At 40.1% G+C, this 25231-nt stretch carries 18 protein-coding genes; 3 read left to right on the top strand and 15 right to left on the bottom strand.

Annotation, left to right across the window (positions count from 1 at the left end; all coding sequences use genetic code 11):
- Nucleotides 1-10 precede the first annotated feature (10 nt).
- The 3 genes from rpaB to Q0986_RS17510 all read left to right on the top strand — a co-directional run bounded on the left by rpaB (nt 11) and on the right by Q0986_RS17510 (nt 6332).
- Nucleotides 11-742: a response regulator transcription factor RpaB gene (gene rpaB, locus Q0986_RS17500; RefSeq protein ID WP_299413553.1), complete on the top strand. Its 732-nt coding sequence runs from the start codon at nt 11-13 to the stop codon at nt 740-742.
- Nucleotides 743-1166: 424 nt separating this feature from the next.
- A complete protein-coding gene (locus Q0986_RS17505; protein WP_299413443.1) occupies nt 1167-2294 on the top strand; it encodes a GDSL-type esterase/lipase family protein in 1128 nt (375 codons plus the stop codon).
- An 804-nt stretch (nt 2295-3098) separates the two neighbouring features.
- Nucleotides 3099-6332, top strand: a complete 3234-nt coding sequence (locus tag Q0986_RS17510; RefSeq protein ID WP_299413446.1) for a calcium-binding protein — start codon at nt 3099-3101, stop codon at nt 6330-6332.
- A 4-nt stretch (nt 6333-6336) separates the two neighbouring features.
- Here Q0986_RS17510 and Q0986_RS17515 read toward each other — a convergent pair whose 3' ends face one another.
- The 15 genes from Q0986_RS17515 to Q0986_RS17585 form a co-directional block, all read right to left on the bottom strand.
- The gene (locus Q0986_RS17515; protein ID WP_299413451.1) at nt 6337-7464 is read right to left on the bottom strand and encodes a hypothetical protein; all 1128 of its coding nucleotides are present in this window, start codon (nt 7462-7464) and stop codon (nt 6337-6339) included.
- Nucleotides 7465-7526: 62 nt separating this feature from the next.
- Complete coding sequence (locus Q0986_RS17520) at nt 7527-8408, bottom strand: glycosyltransferase (RefSeq protein ID WP_299413454.1); 882 nt, start codon at nt 8406-8408, stop codon at nt 7527-7529.
- 291 nt (nt 8409-8699) lie between these two features.
- The gene (locus Q0986_RS17525) at nt 8700-9638 is read right to left on the bottom strand and encodes a glycosyltransferase family 2 protein (RefSeq protein WP_299413457.1); all 939 of its coding nucleotides are present in this window, start codon (nt 9636-9638) and stop codon (nt 8700-8702) included.
- Nucleotides 9639-9764: 126 nt separating this feature from the next.
- A complete protein-coding gene (locus Q0986_RS17530) occupies nt 9765-10343 on the bottom strand; it encodes a hypothetical protein (RefSeq protein ID WP_299413460.1) in 579 nt (192 codons plus the stop codon).
- Between the two features lie 133 nt (nt 10344-10476).
- Entirely contained in the window at nt 10477-11712 is a 1236-nt protein-coding gene (locus tag Q0986_RS17535) for a glycosyltransferase (protein ID WP_299413465.1), read from the bottom strand.
- A gap of 70 nt (nt 11713-11782) precedes the next feature.
- Nucleotides 11783-12721, bottom strand: a complete 939-nt coding sequence (locus Q0986_RS17540; protein WP_299413468.1) for a sulfotransferase — start codon at nt 12719-12721, stop codon at nt 11783-11785.
- Between the two features lie 66 nt (nt 12722-12787).
- On the bottom strand, nt 12788-13696 hold the full coding sequence (locus Q0986_RS17545) for a sulfotransferase (protein ID WP_299413470.1): 909 nt from the start codon (nt 13694-13696) through the stop codon (nt 12788-12790).
- A 427-nt stretch (nt 13697-14123) separates the two neighbouring features.
- Nucleotides 14124-15020, bottom strand: a complete 897-nt coding sequence (locus Q0986_RS17550; protein WP_299413474.1) for a sulfotransferase — start codon at nt 15018-15020, stop codon at nt 14124-14126.
- Nucleotides 15021-15156: 136 nt separating this feature from the next.
- On the bottom strand, nt 15157-16386 hold the full coding sequence (locus Q0986_RS17555) for a glycosyltransferase family 4 protein (RefSeq protein WP_299413479.1): 1230 nt from the start codon (nt 16384-16386) through the stop codon (nt 15157-15159).
- Nucleotides 16387-16539: 153 nt separating this feature from the next.
- Nucleotides 16540-18390: a heterocyst formation ABC transporter subunit HepA gene (gene hepA / locus Q0986_RS17560; RefSeq protein WP_299413484.1), complete on the bottom strand. Its 1851-nt coding sequence runs from the start codon at nt 18388-18390 to the stop codon at nt 16540-16542.
- 37 nt (nt 18391-18427) lie between these two features.
- Nucleotides 18428-19390 carry a glycosyltransferase gene (locus Q0986_RS17565; RefSeq protein ID WP_299413487.1) on the bottom strand — a complete coding sequence of 321 codons (963 nt, stop codon included), beginning with the start codon at nt 19388-19390 and terminating at the stop codon, nt 18428-18430.
- Between the two features lie 545 nt (nt 19391-19935).
- The gene (locus Q0986_RS17570) at nt 19936-20526 is read right to left on the bottom strand and encodes a DapH/DapD/GlmU-related protein (RefSeq protein WP_299413491.1); all 591 of its coding nucleotides are present in this window, start codon (nt 20524-20526) and stop codon (nt 19936-19938) included.
- A gap of 65 nt (nt 20527-20591) precedes the next feature.
- On the bottom strand, nt 20592-21491 hold the full coding sequence (locus Q0986_RS17575) for a sulfotransferase (RefSeq protein WP_299413494.1): 900 nt from the start codon (nt 21489-21491) through the stop codon (nt 20592-20594).
- 63 nt (nt 21492-21554) lie between these two features.
- Nucleotides 21555-22934 (bottom strand): O-antigen ligase family protein, encoded by a 1380-nt coding sequence (locus Q0986_RS17580; protein ID WP_299413499.1) that lies wholly within the window; start codon nt 22932-22934, stop codon nt 21555-21557.
- A 66-nt stretch (nt 22935-23000) separates the two neighbouring features.
- Nucleotides 23001-25130 (bottom strand): P-loop NTPase, encoded by a 2130-nt coding sequence (locus Q0986_RS17585; protein ID WP_299413503.1) that lies wholly within the window; start codon nt 25128-25130, stop codon nt 23001-23003.
- Nucleotides 25131-25231 lie beyond the last annotated feature (101 nt).

A 25231-nucleotide genomic window follows, 5' to 3' on the forward strand; every position in this document is an offset into this window, starting at 1 on the left:
ATTACGGAAATTGGAAAATCATAAAGAAAAGATTCTGGTGGTCGACGATGAAGCGAGTATCCGTCGCATCCTAGAAACGCGCCTCTCCATGATTGGCTACGATGTGGTCACCGCCGCAGACGGAGAAGAAGCCATCGATACATTCCATCATGCTATTCCTGACTTAGTCGTCCTTGATGTGATGATGCCAAAACTAGACGGCTACGGCGTCTGTCAAGAACTCCGTAAAGAATCTGATGTCCCGATTATTATGTTGACTGCTCTGGGCGACGTTGCCGATCGGATTACTGGCTTGGAACTCGGTGCGGATGATTATGTGGTTAAACCGTTTTCACCCAAAGAACTAGAAGCTCGCATTCGATCTGTGCTCCGTCGGGTTAGCAAAAATGGTAATTCAGGGATTCCCAGTTCAGGAGTGATTAGTGTCCATACGTTACGGATTGATACCAATAAGCGCCAAGTCTATAAAGGTGAAGAGCGGATTCGTCTAACCGGCATGGAATTTAGCCTCCTGGAATTATTGGTGAGTCGTTCTGGAGAAGCATTCTCTCGGTCTGACATTCTGCAAGAGGTCTGGGGCTATACACCAGAACGGCATGTGGATACCCGAGTGGTCGATGTCCATATTTCCCGTCTGAGAGCCAAGCTGGAAGAGGACCCCAGTAACCCCGAACTCATCTTGACCGCACGAGGGACAGGCTACCTTTTTCAGCGGATTGTGGAGCCTGGGGAAACGCTCTAGTTTCCATCCAGAACCGCTGTGTTGATCGGATAAACGCCCCAATATTAGATTGCTTTCGGTCTAAAGCATTCGCTTTAGACCTACCCAGGGTTGTAGCTGGGGGAATGATGTTCTCGGATAAATTGGCTGCTTCACCCGAGGTTGAGCTGAGAACGCTGAGTTGTCTTTTCCTCACGTAATCTAAATTACCCCGAGTGAAATGACATCAATGTCAGAATAAACACTGGCTAGACGGCCTCACGTCTATCACTCACTACGGCATATACCAATGAATCGATATAGGGCAACTAGAAATTTATTATTGTTGACCTTAGGAGCTCTGCTTGGCAGCATTTCGTGTCAAAACTCCACCGCCCAAAAAAATTCTGATTTAACGCCAAGCCATCCTTCCTCACAGCCCAAGATTATTTTGCGGAACGGAGATATGACCCTAGGGGATAAGGTGCCCGGATTTTGGCATCACCGATGGGTTGAGACAGGCAAAGTCAACGTTTCTCGAGATACGCAGGTGTTTAAGGAAGGCCCTGCAGCCTTGCGGGTGTCCAGCACTTCCGATTTTACGAAAGGGCAAACATATCAGTTGTTGCAGGGGTCTTCAGGACAGTCTTTTGTGCTCAGTGGATTTGTTAAGTCGAAAGGGACTGTCAACGTCAATGTTGCAGTTCAGTCCTTTTCCCAGAAATTACGTCCGATCCAGTTCCAAACAGTCCAGAATTTGCACAATAGCCAAGATTGGACGGCCTTCTCGCAAGACATTACTCTCCCTCCGAATACCCATCAATTTGGGATTGCTTTGTTTTTAGAAGGGCAAGGTCAGGCCTGGTTAGATGAAGTTAAGCTTGCAGGGCGAGACGTCAAAAATATCGCCGGTAACCCTTCAGAACTCCCACCACCGAAAAAACAAGATCCAACGGTACCGATGCATGGATACTTTCCTAAGTATCCTCAAGCTTGGTTAAAACTCCATCAGAAACATCTAAAGCGAGCCCATAAGCGAAAAAAAGTCAACATGGTCTTTTTGGGAGATTCGATTACCCAGGGATGGCAGAAGCACAAAAAGCTTTGGCAAAAACATTATAAGGGTGCGGTTAATTTTGGGATTGGAGGCGATCGCACACAACAAGTTCTGTGGCGGATCGAGCAAGGACTATTTGATCAGATACAGCCCAAATTAGTTGTGCTGAATATCGGTGTGAACAATCTCTGGGGGGATAAATATGGTGCAGCTCGAATTTCAGCAGGTATAGAGAAAATTGTTGAGGCTATCCAGGCTAAAAGTCCACAAACAAAAATTCTAATCATTGGTATTTTACCGACGGGGAAAAAGCCTAATACCCCCATTCGTCGCAAAATTCAGGCAATTAATACCCGATCCGAAACGCTTGACAATGGCAATACCATCCGATTTCTTGATATTGGATCTGAGTTTCTCCAAGCTGATGGTCAGATTCCCAGAAAGATCATGCCTGACTATTTACATTTATCTCGAAAAGGGTATCAGATTTGGGCTGATTCAATGCAAAAGCACGTTGATCAGATGTTAGCTGAGTAGATTTTTACTGCGGCATTATAGCTTCAATTCATATTAATTGGCGATTTTATTTTGTTATCATATGCTGATATTTTGCCGTTAATTGGGTAGGCTTATATGCTTGCTCATAGAGCTATTAGGGCACTATAAGTTTGAGCGAAGGTTGCTTTGATATAGATTTGCCAATACAGGTTTTATTTCATCAAATAATGAGAAATATAATTCATATCAACTTATACAATTTCAGCTGAACTTATACATTTAGATTGCTGAAGTTATACAACCTTCTTCGAAAATAAACTTGTTCTCAGATGAGTCAAGGCTAAGTTAGTTATTAGGTAATGTTATTAGTATTTCAATAAATACTAATAATGCATGATCGGGGGATATTCACATGCTAAATTTTACGATTCAAGATTTATTTTCTCATCCATATATAATTCATCGAATTCACTACAAAAATTTCATCAGCTTTAACGTGTCGATATAGATGAGAACGGTCTCAGATAAATCTTCTCACTTTGCAAATTTTATAACTCAGCAATAGATCAGGGAATGAAGAATCCCTTTTTGCTGATCGACCTCAGCAGATTGAAATAGGAAAAATAGGCTGGCCCTATTCCTATTCTGAATTGACCAATTTAAACATTGTCTTTCCTAGGTCCATAAGGTCTAAGCACTTTCTCAGCTGACTTCCTCTCCTGTCTGTCAAAGCTTTTCGTTGACAGGAGGAGGTTGCGATGGCTGTTGCTTGCTGTCCATAGGACATAGGCCAGTCGGAGACTATCGCACATCGATCCTTACATATTTCACAACTTAAGTATCATGATTAACTTTGAAGAATTTGACATTCAATCCTATGGGGATACCCAAGATCAAGACCTCACAGTATCCACTCAAAACAATGGCAATACATTGCAATTGTCAGGAAATGGATGGAGAAAAATCGATTTACCTTACGCAATCACGCAAAATACTGTTCTAGAGTTCGAGTTCAAAAGTAGCGTACAGGGCGAGATTCATGGCATTGGTTTTGATGTTGACAACAAAATCAGCAAGGAGCGCACTTTTAAACTCTACGGCACTCAGAAGTGGGGGATTGATGCGTTTAATACCTATACAGAATTTGCTGGAGGCTGGCAAACTTATTCAATTCCTGTGGGCCAATTTTATACAGGGGAGGTTTCCTACCTAACATTTACTAACGACCAAGATATATCTCTTCCCAAGGCTGAAAGCCTCTTCAAAAACCTCAGGATCTATGAAGCAGTTGATACGCCATTAACGCAGACATCTAACCCTTCAAATATTGTAGCTTCACCTCTGGATGCTATCGGTGAAGTTGGCCGTATCTCTGGACTAACTCACCTTAGGCAAAACGTTACCCTTCAGCACCATTACGATAATCCAGTCATTTTCGCCCAGACCCTTAGCTTCAACGGGGGCCAACCTGCGGCCGTTCGGGTCGATAACATTCAAAGCAACAGCTTTGAACTCTTTATCCAAGAACCCAGTAACTTGGATGGATTGCATACCACTGAAGACGTTAGTTATATCGTTTTGGAAGCAGGTTCATGGACCTTAGAGGATGGTACTCAGTTAGAGGTTGGTTCATTAGACAGTGACCAATTGGTCACCAGCGGTTTTGAAACCATTCACTTTGGCCAAAATTTTACTGACGCTCCTGTTGTCTTTAGTCAAGTCCAAACTGCGAACGGTCCCGACTTTGTTCGTACTCGGCAACAAGCTGCGACAGCCAATGGCTTTGAAGTGGGCATGGAAGAGGAGGAAAAGAAAAAATATTCTGGCCATACGTCAGAATCGGTGGGGTGGTTGGCTATCGAGGCTGGGACAGGAAGTTGGGGAGGGCTAACTTATCAAGTCGGGCAAACGGGAGATTCTGTTACCCATGATTGGGAATCTGTTGATCTCTCAGGTTTCACATCAGCACCAAATTTTCTAGCATCTCTTGCTTCTTACGATGGGAGTGATTCTGCAGGTGTTCGCTATCGTCATCTTCACAATACGTCTGTAGAAGTCAAGGTAGAAGAAGATACCTCTGCGGATGCGGAAACGTCCCACACCAGTGAAGTGGTTAGCTTCCTAGCCATTCAAGGCAATGGGGTACTTCAAGGCTCTAAAGTTGCAAACTCTACAACAGATCCAAAAGGAACTGCAGCGAAGCGGGATGTAACCCAGCAGCCTTTTGCAGGCAACTCAATATGGAATACACCGATTGGTTCGGATGCTATCTATATTGATGCCAATATTCAATGGGCTAAAAATGCAACGGTTGATGTGGATCATTTCTATATCCTCAACGGAGATGCCCCTTTACAGCCACTCTATAACCACGGTACTTGGGGACCTGGTCGGACAACTGGCAGTACCTATCAAGGGATTTCCATCCCTCTACCAGATGATTTATTGATTGCTGATTCGACCAACAATAAGACTCCCAATAACTCTGCTGCTTTTTTAATGCCAGATGGTCGTACGTTGGTTCAGGTGAATGCATTAACTCGCGATCGCAACAGTGATTTCGTCTATGGCAAGAGATTACCCTTTAATCTTGGTGTCGCCAAATATGAAGATATCTATGGAACGGGTATAGAGGGAGCTCATGCGGGTTCAGGCTTATCCTCTATCGGCGGTACGCTCCGCTTGGGTGAACTCATTGGTGCTGACCCCATTCGCCATGCCCTGAAAGTTAATCTTTGGAGTCAAAAATATTTTTCTTACACTCAAGGAGAAGCTGGGGGACTGGGGTACCGTTGGCCTGCGGTTAAAGCAGATACCCATGCCAGTCCAGGAACTTACGCAGGCACAACGCCAGAACTGCTCAATGGGAGCTTACTAGCGATCCCACCCGACATGACACCGGAACAGTTGGGAATTCAAACAGAAGCCGGTAGAAAACTCTTCTATGCATTCCAAGACTATGGGGCCTATCTCGCTGACGATACGGGATGGGATGCCCACGCCATTGCCGTTGAAAAAGGCGTTACTCAAGAATTTTCGAACCACTACGGTTTCAGCTTTACTGACAATAGTGGTCCATTCTATACAGACTACATGCAATTATTTTCGGCATTACATGTCATTGATAACAATGCCCTAGATAATATCGGCGGTGGTGGAACACCTCGCGCTCCCCTGGCCCCAGACTTTAATATTGCTCCTCCTCCAGCATTTATTGGAGACGCCGACCCGAATAGTCTTGCGGGGGATGACCAAGCCAACCGGATGGACGGGAAAGGAGGGAATGATCTGATCCAAGGACGAGGTGGACATGATTTCATCACGGGTGGATCGGGTAAAGATACCCTTGATGGTGGTCAAGGCAATGATCATCTCATTGGCGATTCCAGCTCCGATCATTTGCTAGGGGGGGATGGAAATGACTACTTAGATGGAGGAGCCTATGGTGACATCCTAGAGGGGGGAAAGGGGGACGATCATCTGACAGGAGGAACAGGTAAAGATCGCTTGATCGGTGGAGCTGGCTTTGACACCGTGATCGAGTCTGATGATATTGACTTTGAGCTAACTGAGGACCGACTGATTGGTACCTGGACCGATACCCTCGACAGTATTGAACAGGTCATTCTCAGTGGTGGAAATAGCAATAACAAACTAGATGCCTCCCAATTTCAAGGCACAGTCCATTTACACGGTGGCAGAGGTCATGATCAATTAATCGGTGGGAAACAGGGCGATATTCTAGTCAGCAGTTCAGGGAATGACACTCTGACAGGAGGGGCAGGTGCAGATACGTTCGATGTATCTGGAAGAGTTGAGTTTTTACAAAGCAATCGCGCTAATCCACTTAGAGATGGCGAATTTGCTCAGATTAATGACTTCAATCCGTCAGAAGACACCCTTATTCTTCTAGGGGCTGCCAGTCACTATGTTCTAGGGTCGGGTAATGGAGGAACAGAAATATACCTCGATACCAATGGAGACGGTATCTTCAGTCAAGAAGACGAAATTGTAGCCGTGATCAAAGGCGCAAGCTCTGTTGATCTGAATGGTTCATTTATAGAATATGTAGCTTAAACGTTCAGTTACGGATGGGGGGCGCTAAAGGGGCTCTAGGTTCGCCTCCTCCACCCACTGTTTCAGGCGTATTATTAGAGACGACTGAAAGTGAGGTCAGCACCCTCATCATATCTTCGTAAAATGGTCCCTTAGAGCTATTAAATGAATAACCATACGTCCGTCGGAACTCTTTGAGAGCGCTATTTTCTAAGGGAATGGCATGGGTATTCCATCCTGCATCATCCACAACGTAGGCGCCATAGTCCTGAAACGCGTGGAAGAGCTTTTTAGCAGGTTGTGTTTTGAGCCCCAGACTCGACACTGTGATATCGGGTGTAATCGCTAATAGTGTGCCTTGAACGAGTTCAGGATTCTTACCCCCATACTGCTTGGCAGCATACTTATCAGCGCGATCGGCTGGCCAACGATATCCAGGAATGTTTTTGGAGTAGTAAAGATATTTTTTACCCCACAAGTTAAGCTTGAGTGCATGCCGAATAGGGGCGTCACCAACCAACTCACCTTTGCGAATTGAACCGCCGATAGAGGATAAACCAGAGCCAAAATGAGCCCCGCCAATTCCGTCCTCATAAATATCTACATCGGGGAAATAACGCCAACCATAGATAGAGCCACCTGGCTCACAACGTGCTAGAGGTTCAAGCTGAACCAACGTCCGGCCATCCGGCATCAGAAATGCAGAGGCATTGTTTGGAGTTTTCCCTTGCCTTGCATCTGGAATGATCAGATTGTCAGGAACGGGTAGCGAAATTTTCATAAACTTCTTTTTGCCACGACAGCGCTTTCTCCATGAACCTGGTGCATAAACAGGTCGGCGAGGGTCAGAGCCATTAAGCTTAAAAAAATACTCTTCATCTGACCGTAAGCGAGGTGCAGGTTTAATCCCAGCAGCCTGATAACGAGCATCAGAGCCAATCGGCATATTCCAGATGGATTCAGAGGAAAACGGCCAAAGAAATTTATCCCTAGAGCTAGGGGCATTGCGACTATAGTCAATCGGCTGGGCAGCCACTTGATTCAGTGGGGTTGAGGAGTGACCACTAGTTTGTTGGCAGGCCAGTAATCCTAAAAACGCACAAGCAATACAGAGAAAGGTAAGAAACCATTGAGAGCGAAATCTTTTGAACATAAGGGAAGAGTCTTTATCTTGACGGCCAACAATGGCTTTATGACCAAACCAGTGACAGATAGTTAACCCAACTTAAGCTGAGCCTTCAATCGTTCAAGGGCTGTTAAATGCTTAATAAAGGTCAACACAAACCAAAAATGAATTTTCTGTTGTTGGTTATCTACATGAGCACGTGCAAAGGTTTTGAATGGAGGGAAAATATCTCTAGCAATATCTCGTGCAAATTTTCTCAAAGAATAGGTATTCTTTCGACTTAAGTCAAAAGGACCTCGAGTTGTTCTTAAAATCTTTTTGTAAAGCTGTTGAAATGAGTAACGGGCGGGGTGAGAGACATAAGCATCTTCTGAGTAGAGTTGCTGGTACCCAGCGGCAAACACTCGCTGTCCCCACTCATAGTCTCCTCCAGATTTAAGAGATGAATCAAACAGTCCCACTTCGCTAAAGACTTCTTTAAAAGTAAAAATATTTGCTGTTGCTCCAAATTTACTATATTTCAAATACAAGTCCTGCTGTAAATAAAGCACACTGTCACAGAGTTCAATCGAATTAGGCCGAAGGGGATCTTGATAACTGAATTGGATTTTGCCAGCAACGAGGCCACAATTTTGAATGCTTTGTAAGCTCTGAACTCCTTTCTCAATCCAGTCAGGAGAAGGAATACAGTCTGCATCAGTAAAGGCTAGTATTGAGCCTTTTGCAATCTTAACTCCAGTATTCCGAGCAGCATAGGAACCCCGCTGAGTTTCAACCACCATTGAAGCGTGGAGAAATGGATCTACTGTGGCTTCCACATCATCATCAGAGGCATTATCAACTACAATCACTTTATAAGCGCCATCAGGATAGGTCTGTTGCTCCAGGGCTTGTAAACAATGCTGTAGCCGTTCTGAATCATTGAAGACAGGAATTATTACTGATACAAAGGGAGGAGCGTCAATATTCATTGTTTATGGGCCTCTAGATTTTAAATAGTCATAAGTTTTGATGAACCAATAAATTGCTCATATTTAAATGCTTTACTCCTAAGCGATAAAACAATCTATCTCATAAAATCAGTAATCGCATAAATTTCACTCAATCTACGAAGAGCCTCATTCGCTCCGCTTGGGCAGAACTATCAATATTTCCAAGAAATCAGAAAAAAGTATATCCCTTAGTATCTTTAGATATACTGCAATCAAGGAATAATCTTTTCAGCCTTTTTAGGACTAGGCATGGTGAGAAAATGTTCCCTATCAGATTTGGAGACGATAGCGCAGGAAGTTTTTAATATCGCCAACTAAGCTAGACATTGCAAAAATAGGGTCATACGCTGCAGCATTCATAGAGGTTGCTATCCACTGATATAGATATTTCTCCTGAAAATATCGGCTTGAAAAGTAAGAATGAATTTCAGCATAGATCCTTTTTATTGGAACAACTCTATTTACTTCAGGTATCAAGGGATAGTACTTTGTTGCCCGCTCTATTCGACCTGCTTTGCGAGTTTCAATGTTGCTAACCCCTGTAAGTTGACCTTTGCCATGCATTCTTCTTATCGCCATAGGTTCTTCGGTAAAAATAGGTTCATACCCTGCTAGTAGACAGCGAATATAAAAATCGGTATCACCTGCCATTCGCAGCGTTTCATCAAATAAACCGACGTCATCAAATAACCCACGGGGAAAGACAACTGATGTGGGTGTAAAAATAAAGCTTCCTCCAGACAGAAGATGATGTAATGCAGAAGTATATTTTTTAAGTTTTGGCTTTTGCGATTTCACAACTCTTTGGCCAGTAGAGACATACCAACTGACTAAAGCACTGACACAAAATTGCTTAACTTGACTTTCTAAAGCCAGAAGTTGTGTAGAAAGATATTCTTTTTCCCATAAGTCATCAGAATCGAGGAAAGCAATATATTGGCCTTGGGCCTGCCGCAGTGCTATATTTCTTGCTGCATAAGCACCTACATTTTGTTTAAGGCTCACTAATTCAACGGTTGGATATTTTTCCCTAACAATTTCTGATGTACCATCTTGCGAGTTGTCATCAACGACAATAATTTCAACTTCACCAGTGTAATCTTGGGCTAAAGCACTGTGGAGTGCATCTTCTAGCATGGAAATTCGATTATAAGCTGGAATAATAACCGACACTCCCATTTTATAATTCTTTAACTCATGTGTTTCCATTGCATTAGATGACTTAATTTAATATTATTTTTTTACAAAAGAAGGGATAAGTTAGCTGCTGCTAGGAAGCAGCAGTAAGTCAAGGAGCAAATCGAATATAGACTAAGGTTTTTTATGCGGATTTGACTAGCTTAGAGAACCATCAAAAACGGCAACCATCCGCTTAGCTCGATCATGTGCAATAGCCATTTCAATCCACGATTTGTGTGTCCAGCTTAAAAGTTTGTCTTCATCAACAGGATCTTGAACATGATACTGACATTGACCCTCTGGCCACTTGTAAGGGACAGAGATAATAACTTTTTTACCAATTTTTAGTAACTTATCAGTAAATAATTCCGGGCAATCAAGATGTTCCAAAACCTGCAAGCATAAAACCAGGTCATACCTTTGTTCTGGCTTAAATGTCATAAAGTCACATTGAATATTTCGAGCACCTGGAATCTCGGGCAAATGTTTTAAATCGATCGCGGTCTTATCAGGAATCCAATCTAAGCGAGTAATAGTTTGTGAAATATGTGTACCAACGTCTATCACTGACTGAGCTTCAGGTGAATGCTTTTTAGCAAGCTTAATAACTTTTTTATAATAATCTAAAGTTTTCCTCTTTTCCCAATAGTCATTATTTGAGGGAGTTATTTGTCTTACCTGCTTATTATTTAAAGATTGCACTGTTCGTGCTATCTTTCCTTGAAGTTTTTGCATAAGAAAAATTAGATTTTTCATAGCTCTAAAACATTAATTTACTAAAGTACTAATAGTCCTTATATCTATAAATATTAATTTCCTAATTCAATAGAATATTTATCCTAAGCAAAAAATCTTCTAAGCTTTATCTCTAATGAATTAATTTTTTGTATAGAGTTTCAAGATGATTATTGAGGATTTGAATATTGAAGGAGTCCTCGACATAATCACGACCAGCTTTACCCAATTTAGCCCACTCCTCTGTATTCTCGACCAGATATTTCAGTTTTATTAATAGACCATCAACATCTTTTTCAGGTACTAAACACCCAGATACGCCATCTTTCACAAGTTCAGGAATACCACTATGGAAAGTGCTGACAACAGGCATTCCCATTGCCATAGCCTCCATGAGTGCCACAGGGATACCTTCTTGATCTCCGTTCTGACTGGTAATACTGGGAGCAACAAGTATATCTGACTGATCAAGAATTTGTACCACTTCATCTTGCCTCTTCCATCCAAGCAAATGAATATACTGTTCCATACCAAGCTCTCGAATCAAGTGTTGTAAGTATTCGCGTTGGATGCCATCTCCAACAATTGTATACTGAACATTCGGATGAGTCTTTACTAGAGCTGCGATCGCACGAATGCTATATTCAATCCCTTTCTTTTCAACTAATCGGCATACGGAGACAAACTGTACCTTCAAGTCAGCTTGAAGAGATCTAGTCTTGAATTTAAATCGACTACAATCTATTCCCATATGGTGAACAGTCGTCTTATGCTCATCACAACCAAGTGAAATTATTTTATCTTTCCAATGCTCGCTAATGGGCAGGAAATAATCTGCTTCAGACCACAAAGTAGTATAAATATCATTGCCGTACTGTTTTAGCTGCTTACTAACATCAGAACCATGGAAGGTTACAACTAATTTCCCTTGAAGAATTTTAAGGTTTCTTAGTGAAAGCCCCCTCAAGCCATTGAGGCCAAAATGGCATTGAATAACATCATATTTTGATTTTTTATTAATAATTGCTGGAGCTGCTAAACAGAGTCTATTTAACGTAATCGCTTGTTTTCCAAACTGCAAGGGATTTAGGTAATAAAGTGAAACCCTAGGATTAGCCCAACTACACTCTAGCAAGACTTTTATCTTCTGGAATTGACGTTTAACAAGGTTAGAAGACAAAGAAATATCATAATATGTAGAGTTCTGTAATTGATATACTTCAATATCTTGATGGATAACCCCTTTTTGATTGGGGGATTTAGCATACACATCAACATTATGACCTCGATCAATTAGCCCAATGATTTGGTTTAGGATAAAGGTCTCAGATGCAACTGGAAATTTCCCAACAATAAACGCAATGTCCATTATTATATTGTTCAAGTATCTAAATCTAAAATATTTCCATAAGTAGAAATAGCTAAGAATGCATAAAATACTATGTCTGATAATTAAGTATATAATGACTTGCTTTTTTAGAGATCTTAGTTGAATACCGACGAATTTTATCAGACAATTGAAATATTGCTTTGCTCGCTAGTTCATAACCTAGTTCTTCCAACATTACCCCTGCAACTCCCTCTATTTCTGCTATTTGCAGATTAGTTAGTTTCTTCTTCCATTTATAGGCATGGTCAGAACTAATAGGTTTTGCAACCATCTCATGGAGATGCCAGTCCCTATTAATATGTTCAGTAGCCTGGCTATGATGTTGCAGCATTTTAGAGGAATATTCTATGTCAACCCAATGGCAAAGGTCCTTCAAAACGGCTTCAGGCTGGGTTACCAAGCTCTCGTATTGAAGTTCATAATATCGTGTGCTTCTTAATTTTCTTCCCTCATCTATTCCTGAGCGAACTCGCTGTTGCCACCGACCTGCCGCCTCTTGAATATTGTTTGCCCAACCTGCTTTCACTAAACTAAGAGCAACATCTCGGCCATCTCGGATAACATGTACAAATTTTGCACTAGGATAAGCATTAGCTAACCACTGAAGTTGGATCACATGTCTTGGCGTTTTATCAGCCCATCTCTGCTTACCGTGCTTGCATGCTGAAGCTTGAAACAAAGCCGACGAAGCGCCAAAGAAATCTGTTGGTGAAACATCTTCAATTACTTTTTCAGCTTCATCTATAGATAGCTGAAAAATATCAAAAGTATAAGTGTCTTGAGTTGCATTATTTAGTTGGAGATCCCGAATAAAAAACCACCGCTGATAAGGTTTACTAAAGTCTCCATATACTTCATGATTAGCATTCAGCTTTTTTAGGAACCATGATTCACCTGGGATATGTAACTCAGGACTTTGATTTAGGATCAGTCGAAGCAAAGTTGTCCCTGAACGCTCACAGCCAACAATGAATATTGGTGCATACACAAGTTCTACTCCTTGTTACCTTGATGAGAATAATATTTAAGCTTTTAAAAATCACCTATCTAAAAATTAAAAACCTCCCGTTTGCAGCCAATGAGATAAATCTTTATTAATCAAATTTTGTAGACTTGAAATATCATTTTTGTAAACTTGAACTAATCTCTTCCTTGTTTCTATAGAAAGAGGCCTCGCCTTTTTAGCCATATTAACTGAGTCAAGGAATGGGATAAAAGACTTTATTGGCCGCTTTCCTAAAACTGGTTTAATTGTTTGTCCTATCCTATTCTTGCCATGAATAGTTCTATATAATGTCAGGCTTCTCGGATTTAATGTTCGGTTAGATATAGTAGCCACATTTGCTTTGAATGCTTCATTTACCTGAAGAAATTTATAAATATCATAAAGAACATGATTGGGGTTAGAGATAAGGTCATCATATAAGTAAACTTTCAGCTGAGAGTAATCAAATAACTCATAGAATTTCTTTAGTTGAGAGTAATAGAACCCCTGTTGCTTATAAAACCAACGAGGAGACCATCCATGATTTATTCTTTCTTCTTCTGCTTCTAAAGCTTTAGAGAAGCTTGTAATTCGTTCTTTTCGAATCACATAACTTCTGAATCTTGAATACGCTGCATCAACTGGGTTCCGTAGAATTGTAATCAACTTGACTGTAGGTAAATATCTTTTGATGTTATAAGCTGCTTTCGGGACTCGCAAGTACATTGGGGATGCTTCGCCAACAGCAATTTCATCAGTAACATCTTCAAATAAAGACTGATATTCACGTATACTTGTAATATAGGTTTGTTGCATATCATTTGGACCCTTGAAGGCAACTTTTTCATCCTTAAAGGCGAAAAAGTTTGTCTCTTTTACAGGACTCATATAAATCTGGGGATGTTGATTAAGGTATGAGTAAAGTGATGTTGTGCCAGATTTTGCAGCGCCAATTATCAAGAAATTAGGCATTTTCATGTGAAATCAATAACCTTTTTTGTCATAGGCAAGCAACTCAGACAAGTCAATTAACTGAAAGAATCTATTAGTTCTGACTTCCAAATGTCAGAGACGATTCTGGCGATACACTAACTAAAAAGCTAAGTTATTTCGCTATTTGCCAAATCCTATGGTGAACGTTTTAAGAGAAAAACATTTACCCTTCAACCTTTCAGTCATTAGCTAATTACTTTATAGGTCATCTCAAAAGTAGTCAGCATCTTGAAAGATTTTGAGCGTTTAAACCTCAATCGATTCTCACCTTTAAATCACTTGCAGCTAATCAATGAAGTAGCAATCCTTGGCCACTCAATTTGTTAGCTTATAGTAAAAGTCTAACTTATTAAAGCATAATGTAGATCGAAATTTAATTTACATCAAAAAACTAGACTATTAAATATGTAAATTAGTCAGCAGAGAGCCAAGATGACAAGTCTTTGTTTAGGAGAGATTGCAACTGTAAAATATCATCTTTAAACGTTTGGAATAGTTTCTCTTTAGATTCTTCTGGAATTTTCTGTGGCCTACTCCCAACATTGTAACTCGTCAGCATGGACCTTATTTGCTCCTTGATTTTTGGATTTATAAAAGAGCCTAGCACCTGCTTTGATTTACTAGGTCTATTAATCAATTGATCTATGATTTTTGACTTCTTTACATTAGTTACATTATATTTTCTTCCTATGTCTGGCAAAAAATCATCACTTACCTCTAAGAATTGAAAGATATCTTTCAATATATAATGAGGATTGGAGCAAAAATCTTCGTACAAATAGACTTTAATTTGATCCCCAGAAAATAGATCCATATAGCGACTAAGGTGTCTATAATAGAAACCCTCGGTAGTATAGTACCAATCTGGGAGCCAACCGCAGTCCATTCGTCGTTCTTCAGCCTCAATTGCCTTTTTGAAGGTGTTTAGTGGCTCCAAATTTTTTCTATACAAGTGCCAATAGTGTGAGTGCGCTCTCTCTATGGGATTACGCAAAATGGCAATTAGTTTGATATTAGGGGCATAGTGCTTTATCTTCTCAGGTGCCTTTTTGGAGCCTAGATACCAAGTCGAAGCTTCACCAATGGCTGTCTCATTGGTGACTTTAGTAAATAATTTCTGATAAGCGTCGAGATCGGTAACAATCTTATATCGATGCACCTCATGTCCTCTGAAGTTAGACTCCCCTTCAAACGCAAAAAAACGAGGTTCTTTATGCCGACTCATATATATTTGCGGATGTTCATCTAAGTAATGATACAGAGAAGTCGTACCTGCTTTAGGTGCACCAATAATTAGAAAATTCGGCATTATCATTTTGATGCTTAGCCCCTCAGACTACCTTTCAATTTACAGATAATTATGTAAGCACTCCGAATTGAGGATATTTTATATATATCAAAAGCTATATTGATGAGCTATTTTGATAACTTACCTCTATTTAAGTTTATGATTTCTTCGCCGTTACCCCTGCTTGTTGGCAAAGATACTGAAATGACTTAATAAATTGAGATCTATTATGAGTTTCTTTCACCCATCTCTTACCCTGACTCGCTAAGCGATTTCGTAAGTCCTTGTCATCTAAGAGTCGTTGTAAACCTTCAACAAATCTTGGTACTGCTTCACGCCCAGAACCATCCCATCTACCGACATAAATCCCATATCGTGAAACAACGTTCTCAGAATCGACACAACTTAGAACTGGCGTTTCACACATCAGTGCTTCCAGAAAACTAATTGCAAGCCCTTCATGAATGGAGGTATTGACTAAAACCCATGCGGAAGAAAGGAGCTGGATTTTTTCTTCCCCATCAATATGACCCATCATTTTTACATTACTAGGAAGAGAGTCTGGCTCCCAAGCCCCTAGCCCTTGAAAATGATTTTTACCCATAAAGATGAAATCTACATTAGGGAAATAAGTAGCAAGTTCGGCAAATAACCATGGACGTTTGTAGGGATCGAGACGGGCTAGAAATACCACACTCGGACGCTCACTTTTTACAATATTGGCGGGTTCCTCAATAATATGTTCAATAATATTTGGTAAGAAAGTGATTTCTGGAGGTTGAACACCGTAAGTGCCAACCACTTTCTCTTCGTAATAAGCAGCAGGCTGAGCAAATAATATTGACCGTTTAGAGAATAAAGAACTTGATTTTTTTACAACCTCTGAAAGAGATGTACAGTTTACTGGCTTTAGTCCTTGGGGAACATTGTCTCCCTGTCCAGGGATGCGAGTGCTTTCTATTCGTTTCATATCATAAGGGGTTCTAGGATCATGAACCCAAATAACAACGGGAACACGAGGTAAAGACTCGATAATTGGGCGGTAATTATACCGATAATCCATTGTTAGGATAATATCGAACTTTTCATCTTTTAACTGCTGAGTGCGTTTGGATTTGTCCTGTGGCAACAGTAAAAGGCGAGTCCCATGAGCTACTACTTCAGTTTGGTCACTGACATTCGATAAATTTCCAGCAATAAAAACTGGCTCAACACCTAGATTTTGATTCTTGTTGAATAGGTCAGCAACTTGGCGAATTGCAACCCCAAAGCCACCCATCCTGCCTAAAGACAAATCGTAAAATTCATTGGCAATCAGTCCTAGCTTAATTGTCCCTGTTCGAGATACTGAATCATCTATAGATCGATTGTCAGCTGCGTTTAACATTTGTGCGGGTTCCCTAATTTATCTATAACAAAAAAATTTAGTAGTTTTATCTATACAACTGTTTTAACTAGTACATTTTTCGACTCAATATTATATTATTTCTTGGCATTATAATTGATTTTGCGTTTTTATATAAAAACTAATATCCAAAATTTAGATAGATTGCCCTGCTGTGAACTGCATTTGGTGATATTTCCAAAGCTCTCCTTGTTGACTGAGTAATTCTTGGTACTTACCTTGTTCCACAACCCGGCCTTGCTCAAGCACGACAACTCGGTCAGCATTGATGATGGTAGAAAGCCGGTGAGCAATTGCAATGACGGTGCGTCCTTTGGCAAGTTTCTCTAAAGCTTGCTGAATTAATCGCTCAGTCACTGAATCTAAAGCACTAGTTGCTTCATCTAAAATGAGAATTTCTGGATTGCGCAATAAGGCTCGAGCAATTGCAATTCGCTGCCGTTGCCCACCCGATAACCGGACACCGCGATCGCCTAAAGGCGTTTCTAGCCCTTGAGGTAGTTTTTGTATAAACTCAAGTGCGTTAGCTTGCCTTGCAGATTCCCATATAGCTTTCTCGTCAATGTCTTCTAAACCATAGGCAATGTTATATCGAACAGAAGCATTAAAAATAAACGTATCTTGGCTTACAATCGCTAGCTGCTTTCGTAATGAGTGAACGTCAAACTCACGCAAATCAGTCCCATCAACCAAAATTTTCCCTTCTGTAGGGTCATAAAACCTTGGGATCAAATCAGCTAATGTTGTTTTCCCTGCACCAGAGGCTCCCACTAAAGCAGTAGTATGTCCTTTAGCAATTGATAAGGTCAGATCGTGCAGGACGAACTCATCAGTAGTGTAGCTAAAGTCTACAGAGACAAAGTCAATAGAATGTTTTAAACCCGAGAATGGCAACTTACCATTCTTTAGATAGGGTTTATCATCTCGTCTTAAAAGCTCTTTAATATTGTGAAATGCGCCTTGAAAAGCATTGAGTTTTGTCCAAGCTCCATTGATTTGAGTCACTACTGGCATCGTTCGGGATAGGGTCAGCAAAAATGTAAGTAGTGTGGCTGCTCGCATCTGGCCACTTTCTACCAAAGTTTTGAACGCAATTGCAACCATAAGTATGAGCATTGTGCCTGAGATGCCTTGCGTAAGGGGACCCACTAAATTTGAAAGTCTAGCAACTTTAGTAGTAGCATTGACAACTCGCTTAGTTGCGTGATGAAAGCGTTTACGCTCAAAGTCTTGGGTTGCTGAAGCATGGACGGTGCGGATCCCATTAATAAACTCAAGTGTTGTTGATGAGAACTGACCATTTGCTTCGGGAACATCAAAGCTTGCTTCTCTTACCCTCGCCGTAATTGTTGAGACCCCTACGGACAGCAAGCCAAAAACCATAAATGCAGCTATAGAAAGTTGCCATGACAAGATAAACATTAAGGTTATGTATACAAGCAACGTAGAACCTTTTGTGATGAATATCGACGCAACATTAAACGCTTGCTGAAGTTGATTGGTCTCTCCACGAATACTATTGATTAACTCACCCGGTTGCGTTGTTGAGTAGAAACTCAAACTGAGATCCTGTAACTGTTCAAAAAGACTTTTCCGCAGACGATCAGTGAGGTTAATGGAAGCTAATCTAGAATATAACAGTCCTAAATACATAAAACAGGACTGTAGCCAGATCACAGCTAAAATCAAGGCAGATAGCCGGAAAATTCTTTCTGATGAGGATGCTTGAGTACCCAATATCAGAATATCAAACCAGCTGATACCGGTTTGGATAGGGGGTTCAGTAGGATTAGTGAGCCCTTGCAAAAAGATGCCAATAAGGGCTATTGTTGAGCCTGCCATTAAAGCAGCTACTAAAGAGAATAAAACTGCTGCAAGAGTAATATTTCGAAAGTGTTTGAACTCTTGCAAAATCAGACGATTCTCTTGCCATAAGCGGGTAGCTTTCAAGAATTTTTGAATGGGAATGGGTAGTTTTAAAGGCATGTTAAATTCTATAGAATAGGAGCACTCTAGAGAGGGCTTATGAGCTGCTAGATGTAGCCAGTCGTCTTCGCAAAGTATTAAATCGGTTAAGGAGCCAACTATAATTCTGTGGGCCAAACCACTGCATTAACTTAATAGCAGTTATTAGACGTATATATTCCCGAGAAAATCGCAGTTGTGGATAGTGCAGTAATGCCTGATGACAAAAATTGGTAGCCATTTCAAACTCTGGATCACTCCTTTGTATACATTTCCAAGCAATACACAAATTCACTCGACCATAACTCCGATTCCTAAGATGTAAGAGTTCATAGGGCACAGACTCAAAGGCACGTTCAATAATGACATGAAAATTTTGGACCATTGCTGGATACCGTTTTGATTTACTTTGAGTATGAAGACGATATTCAACTAAAGGTTTTCTAATAACAGCAAATGGATAAGACGCAGCTAGTCGAATCCATAAGTCCCAATCTTCGGCAACTAGTAGATCAGGATCAAAACCTCCGACTTTTTCTAGACAACATCGACGGACCATTGCTGCAGAGCAGGCGACCATATTATTTTCAATAATCTGTTGCCAAACTTCCCCTTCTGCAACAGGTTGCATGACCCTGCCGGTAAGATGACTCTGTTCATCGATCAAGGCTAGCCAAGTGTGGACTAAACCGATTTCAGAGTAATCGTCTAACAGTCGAACTTGTTGTTCTAATTTAGTGGTCTTCCAAAGATCATCCCCATCCAAGAAAGCAAGATACTTCCCTTGGGCATGGCTAATCCCTGTATTGCGCGCGACAGAAACACCTTGATTAGATTGAGAAATTAGCTTAACTCGAGGATCGTTAATCTGGGAAGTCCAAGTAGTAGTTTGATCAGTGCTACCGTCATCAATAATAATAATCTCAAAGTCAGTAAAGGATTGCCTTAACACACTAGTTAAAGTCTCTGGGAAGTAAGGCATTGAATTGTAAGTTGTGATAATAACAGAGACTTTAGGCATTCAATAAAACTCCGCAGAACGTTTGAAGTGGAGAGAACATGATTGCTTCAGTTGAAAACTAGTCATTGTTTAGTCGGTGGTCAATAGATGAAAAGATGGACTCTATCCAGACTCCACCAAAAAGCTGTTGCTCTCGGTATAAAGTTGGAGTAATTAGTAAAATTGTGACTAAAACCTGAAGATTATGACATGGTATAACAATGCCTCCAAAAACTTTCCTCTTTTCTAAGACACCTTGCACACAAGAGATATTTTAAAGTCCAACTCACTAATCCACAAAACACGTTTCTCAAAGATTCCCCTTGATCATAGATCATGGTAATAATTTCAATGCCCCGGAGGATTTCAACATAACCGCTAACACAATTGCCAACAATTTTTTGACAGCTAATGATCAATAAAAAACGAATGAAAGCTAAAAAATTATCAACAAGCTCTATTGACAGTAAAATTACAATCGTATAATCATTAAATACCACTACACCTAATGGCGTCTGTTTCGAATTGAGCTTCTCTATATATGGATAAGTCAACATACTTTAGACTCAACTTCCAGCCCCTGGTGTACTAAGCTCATTAGTTGTGATGGGAGATTCTGAAATAAGCGCTCTAGGGCTATCGACATCTACACAGTCCTCAAGCTTACGTATAACTTTCGCAGGATTTCCAGCTACGACTGTCCTAGATGGAACATCTTTAACTATGACAGAACCAGCACCAATCACCGCATACTCTCCAATTTTTACGGGACCGATAATGACGACATGGGCCCCAATCTCAACGTGGTCTCCAATAGTAGGAGAATCACTCACAGAGCCATCCGGTAGTATTTTGTTACCAATCGTTGTGGAATGTCGCAAAATACAGTTGGAACCAATCTTAGTATCGCAATTCACAACTAAAGCTGTACCATGCTGAAGCTGCAGACTAGAACCAACCTGAGTATTCCAAGGCAACTCAATTCCAAGCAATACTTCCGCGAATACTTGATAGATTAGTCGACATATTGATAAAGGAGCAGGCAACTGGCCCGAAATTTGAGCTAAACGGAACATTAGCAGAATTAGCCGGGATTTGAGACTTGTTTTTTGATTTGCTTGCCAGTCTTGGAAAATATTGCTGATTAAAGTGCTCACTTTTCTCTGCTTCCCTAGCTCACTGTCTCTAAATAAATGAGATTTTCTTCATTCTAGGAAACCACTTATTGATGGAGCATCTCAACTGGCTTCCTTTGTAATACGTTCTGATTATTATATGTGTTTTCTAGCTTCCTCAACAGATCATCACAAAGCTGCTCGATCACTGGTGAAAGTTGAACTAAATGACCTTTTTTGACTGAATTGGAATGCACTTCCCAACTATTTTTATCGTTATATTGAGCTCCTATAAACTCATAAATACAATGCATGACTTGATCCGGTTGAGTGACAAGATCTTCATAACGACACATCAAAGCACGTGGATTACTATCAAGCTGTAATTCATAAAACAGCTGATTGCGAACAAACCAGAATAAAGCTGCTGCATCATAAGGACTCATCTGTTCAGAGAAATGCTGTATTACCACTCTACGAATATTTTCAGGAACTTTCTCTGAATACCAATTTTCTTGGTTGTTCTCAACGATAGACTTAAGGTTTCGAATGCCGACATTTACACTAAATTTTTTCAACAAAGAATTAACAACATCTTTGTAATGTCTGTACATCCATAATGCCTTTGCTTCTGGGAAAAAATCTAATATCTCTAGAGTGTTTTGTGTTTCTACTAGAGGTTTAAAGACAATAATTGGGGCTTTGTCTTTGTCTAACGTAGCTTTCATCTCATTGAATGAATTTAATCTCAGCTTGTTTTTTGCAATAGGAGATGGATCATTTGATGATAAACGACTTGACTCTCTATAAACACGGACATTGAGGTCTCTTGCAAAAACACGATTAATCAAACTTGTGCCAGACCGCTGACAACCAATAATAAATAAAGATTGATGATTATCCCTTGATTGAAGAAAAAAATTCTGGTAGATATATTTAACTAGATAGGTTACATATAGATCTGGAGTTATGTGCTCAATATTAAGTTTAGATTTGATACCAAACATGTATGTTAAACCTTTTATTGATTGGTTATTTAATTAATAGTATGTTCAAGAAGTAGAAGTTTTTTATGGAAATGATGTTATTTTACTGCTCGATATACTGTCGTCTGTCCACTCCCATCCTGTAATTGGTAGTAAAGCAAAGAAGTAGAAGAGAAAAACAGTATGGCCCCAAATATTTTCAGTGATCATTCCAATCATAGTGGCAGCGATTAGAGCAGACAAACTTAGACATAGATCTTGGCGTGGTTTATGGTCAGAAGCAGATCTATAGAGATTTAAAGTACGCAAGAATAGAGCAATAAAGAAGGTTAAGAAGGCTCCAAGACCTACAATCCCTCCTTCTACCATAGCTCGGATATATTCATTGTGAGGGAGATACTTACTATCTATTGATTGCATACTTAAGCCCAAGCCATAGCCAAAGTTTGGATGTTTTTCCCAAGCTTTAAGAACTTTATGCCATTGAGATAGTCGCCAATTAAAGCTATTGCTATCAATCTCAGAATTTAGAATTGCTCGCGATACTGTAATTTCTGGATTTCCTAGAGGCGTTTTCTGAACTGACTCAAGACGCTCCTGACCGAACTCTGAGCTAGCAAATAGACCAATCACAAAAACTATGAGGAGTAATCCACTGATTAATTTCAAAGGACTAACTTTAGAGATAGTGATCACTAACATACAGATAGAAAGCATAACTAAGCTGAATAATGCTTTTGTACTGACCAGAAAGAAGGCTAGTGTACTTATTAATGCTATCCAAAGCCACTTATGGCCTTGAGTATTATTCAATTTCCACCAAGCCAGAACAATAAAAAGTAATAAAAAAGTTGCAAAGGCATTTGCATGTCCAAAAGTAGAAAAAACTCTTAATTCACCTGAACGAATTTGATATAGGGCAACGACTAGGGGGATGGGAAGAGAGAAAAACATTGATGAAATTATGCGACTTGGTGAGACTCTCCCTTTCAGTTGCATTACTAGTAGGTATATCGTTGGCCACAAAAGCAAGCGAACCCATTCACGTATGCTCTCCGATAAGTAGGAATCATCAAATCCTAACCCACCGACAAGCATTAAAATTAACCACATGCTTTGAAAGAGAGCCCAGCTCATCAAGAAAAGCCAAAACTTGTCAGTCTGTATAGAATGACCTGTAATAATCAAGACGATGACAAATAAGATAGCTAGAAACTCAATGCCAACACCATAAAGTGCTGGTAATTGTTGTGCAGAAAATAGATCGAGAGAACTGCGAATAATGAGCAGGCCAAGAACCGATTTCTCAAATTCAGAAAAAAAGTAGATAATTACTAGTATTCCTACAGATACTAGCACTAGCAACTGCAAGCTAAGCTCACCCAAAATAGCCGTTAATATGCAAATAGCTACAGATAACAAAAAGACACCTAGCTTCAACTTGTTTTTAGTATCTAAAGCCATAAATAGAAATATAAAACATCTATAATTTTAAGTATTTTCGAATAAAACTAGAGATTGATTCTTAAGTCAAGAGGCAAGGGCATAGTCTTTCTGTAAATATTGGTAATAGTCATTATTCTTTGAAGCATCTCCATTAATGGCTAAACCAATTAATTTTGCATTATTAGAATTAAATGTATCAATGGCTTTCTTTAAGATACTCTTAGGTGTTAAATCAAGCTTAGCAACCATGACAGCTTGATGGCCATGGCAAAGGGTAAGGGCATCTGCACAAGACATTACTGGTGGAGTATCGACAATAACCAATTCATAATTTCGGGATAACTTTTCTAATAAGCTGCTTACATTTTCATTCTCTAACTCAAAAGGAAATAGGCGATCTTGAGAGGGCTTTCCAGCAGTCATAACTGAAAGATTCCTAACCGACGTACGTTGAATAGCTAAGCTTGCACTTTCCTCTTCTGAGGCTGAATTACTATTTAGGATATCTAGCAATCCAGGTTCAAGGGGACTTTGGAAAATAGAATGGATTGAAGGCCGAAAGATATCTGCATCAACTAGCAAAGTTTTTTTCGATAGCATTGCCGAAACAACTGCCAAATTAGAAGCAACATATGATTTTCCTTCGCCAGATATCGCACTTGTAATAATTAGAACATTGCTCTCTCTATTGATCTGATGCTGGACGTTCTTGGAAAGTAATCTAAACGTTTCAAGGAGAGCAGGATCACTACATAAATCTGCAGATGGTGTAGATCTAAAAATGCCATTTCTTTGCTTAGGTATTGAACCTAGCAAGGGAAGTTCGGTAAACGCTTCAAGATCCTCAAGATCTCTTAAGCGACCATCTAGTCCCTCAATTAATAAGATGATTCCTACTGAAAATGCAAAGGCTGCTACAGTACCTAAAAGCAGTAAGCTAGGAACATTTGGAGACGTTGGTAAACTTGGCTTTGTAGCTTCCTCAATAATTCTAAGATTACTAACTAACTGAGCTTCTGCAATGCGAGCTTCATCCAACTTCTGCTTCAGCAGTTTTACCGACTGAGTTGCAGTTTCCATTTGCCGAGTCAGCGATGCTAAAGTCTTTTCTAAAACTGGAAATTGTTGACGACGATCATTCAAACTAGAAATATAGGCTTCAGTAGAGAGTAGTTTTTGCCTTAATTCCTTCTGTTCGACATCACTGAGAATCAATTTTTCCGATAGTTCCTGAGTGACTTTATCAGCAGCAACTTCATTAGGATTTTGGGTCCCAGATTGATTATCAGATAAGCTTGATAGCTTTTCCTGGTATAGAATCTGAGCGGCACTTCTTTCATTTAAGAGTTTTTGAATATCAGGGTGCTCTTCAGTTAAGCTTTCTCGTTTTAGATTTAATTGAGATTCTAAATCAGCAAGTTTGCTTCTCAAACTGATTAACTCTGGATCTTGTCCAGCTTTAGTAGATTCATATGTTGCTTGCGGTGTACTCCTGCCTGTCACCTGACTTAGAGCAATATTTCTTGCCTGAGTCTGACGAATCTGAGCAGAAATGTCTTCAGCAACTTTCTCTGCATCAGCGATACTCTGCGTTAGCCGCTTATTATCAGTGTCTCCCAGAGAAACAATATTGTATTTCTGTTTAAATTGGCTAATGGCTGCTTCAATACTTACCAGTTGCTGTTGTCTATGCGGGATTTGTTTTTCTAAGAACTGTCGGGTTGCCCTCGCTTCTGAGCGAATGGTTTCCGCATTCTCCTCTACTACACCTGTTGCTATCAAATTCAATAGAGCAGCAGTTGTACTAGGGTCCACATGATTGAGGCTAATCTCAATGATCTGAGTACCCGGAACAACTTGGGTTTCTAGTTCATTTTTAACAGCACCAAAAGTAATTTCCTCTGCAAGATTGTTATCTGTGCTTTGTTGGTAAAGGGCAATGGCCTTAGATAAGACTTTTTTAGAGCGAACTAACTCTTCTTGAGTTGCAAGCGCTTTATTACTATTACCAGGAGGCTGTGCAAGATCCCGCCCTAGTGGCGAGATGCTTGTTGCAGGTTTCTCGTCTAACATCAAACGGACTTTAGCAGAGTACATGCGAGGCGTAATTAATATGTAAATCAACAGCCCTCCAAATACTGAGAGAAATGCCCCTGCGGCTGCCCAGCGGTTTCTGTAAGCTACCTTTAATATTTTAGAAATAGATTGGTCCATATCAACAAAAAATAATCAATTCAAGATAGAACTACAAATCAGAAATGACCTTAGACTCAGCTGTTAAAAGCAAGAAACCAAAAATAATAATATTTTACTTC

This window comes from Acaryochloris sp. IP29b_bin.148 (assembly GCF_028285565.1).
In the GTDB taxonomy this organism is placed as follows: domain Bacteria; phylum Cyanobacteriota; class Cyanobacteriia; order Thermosynechococcales; family Thermosynechococcaceae; genus Acaryochloris.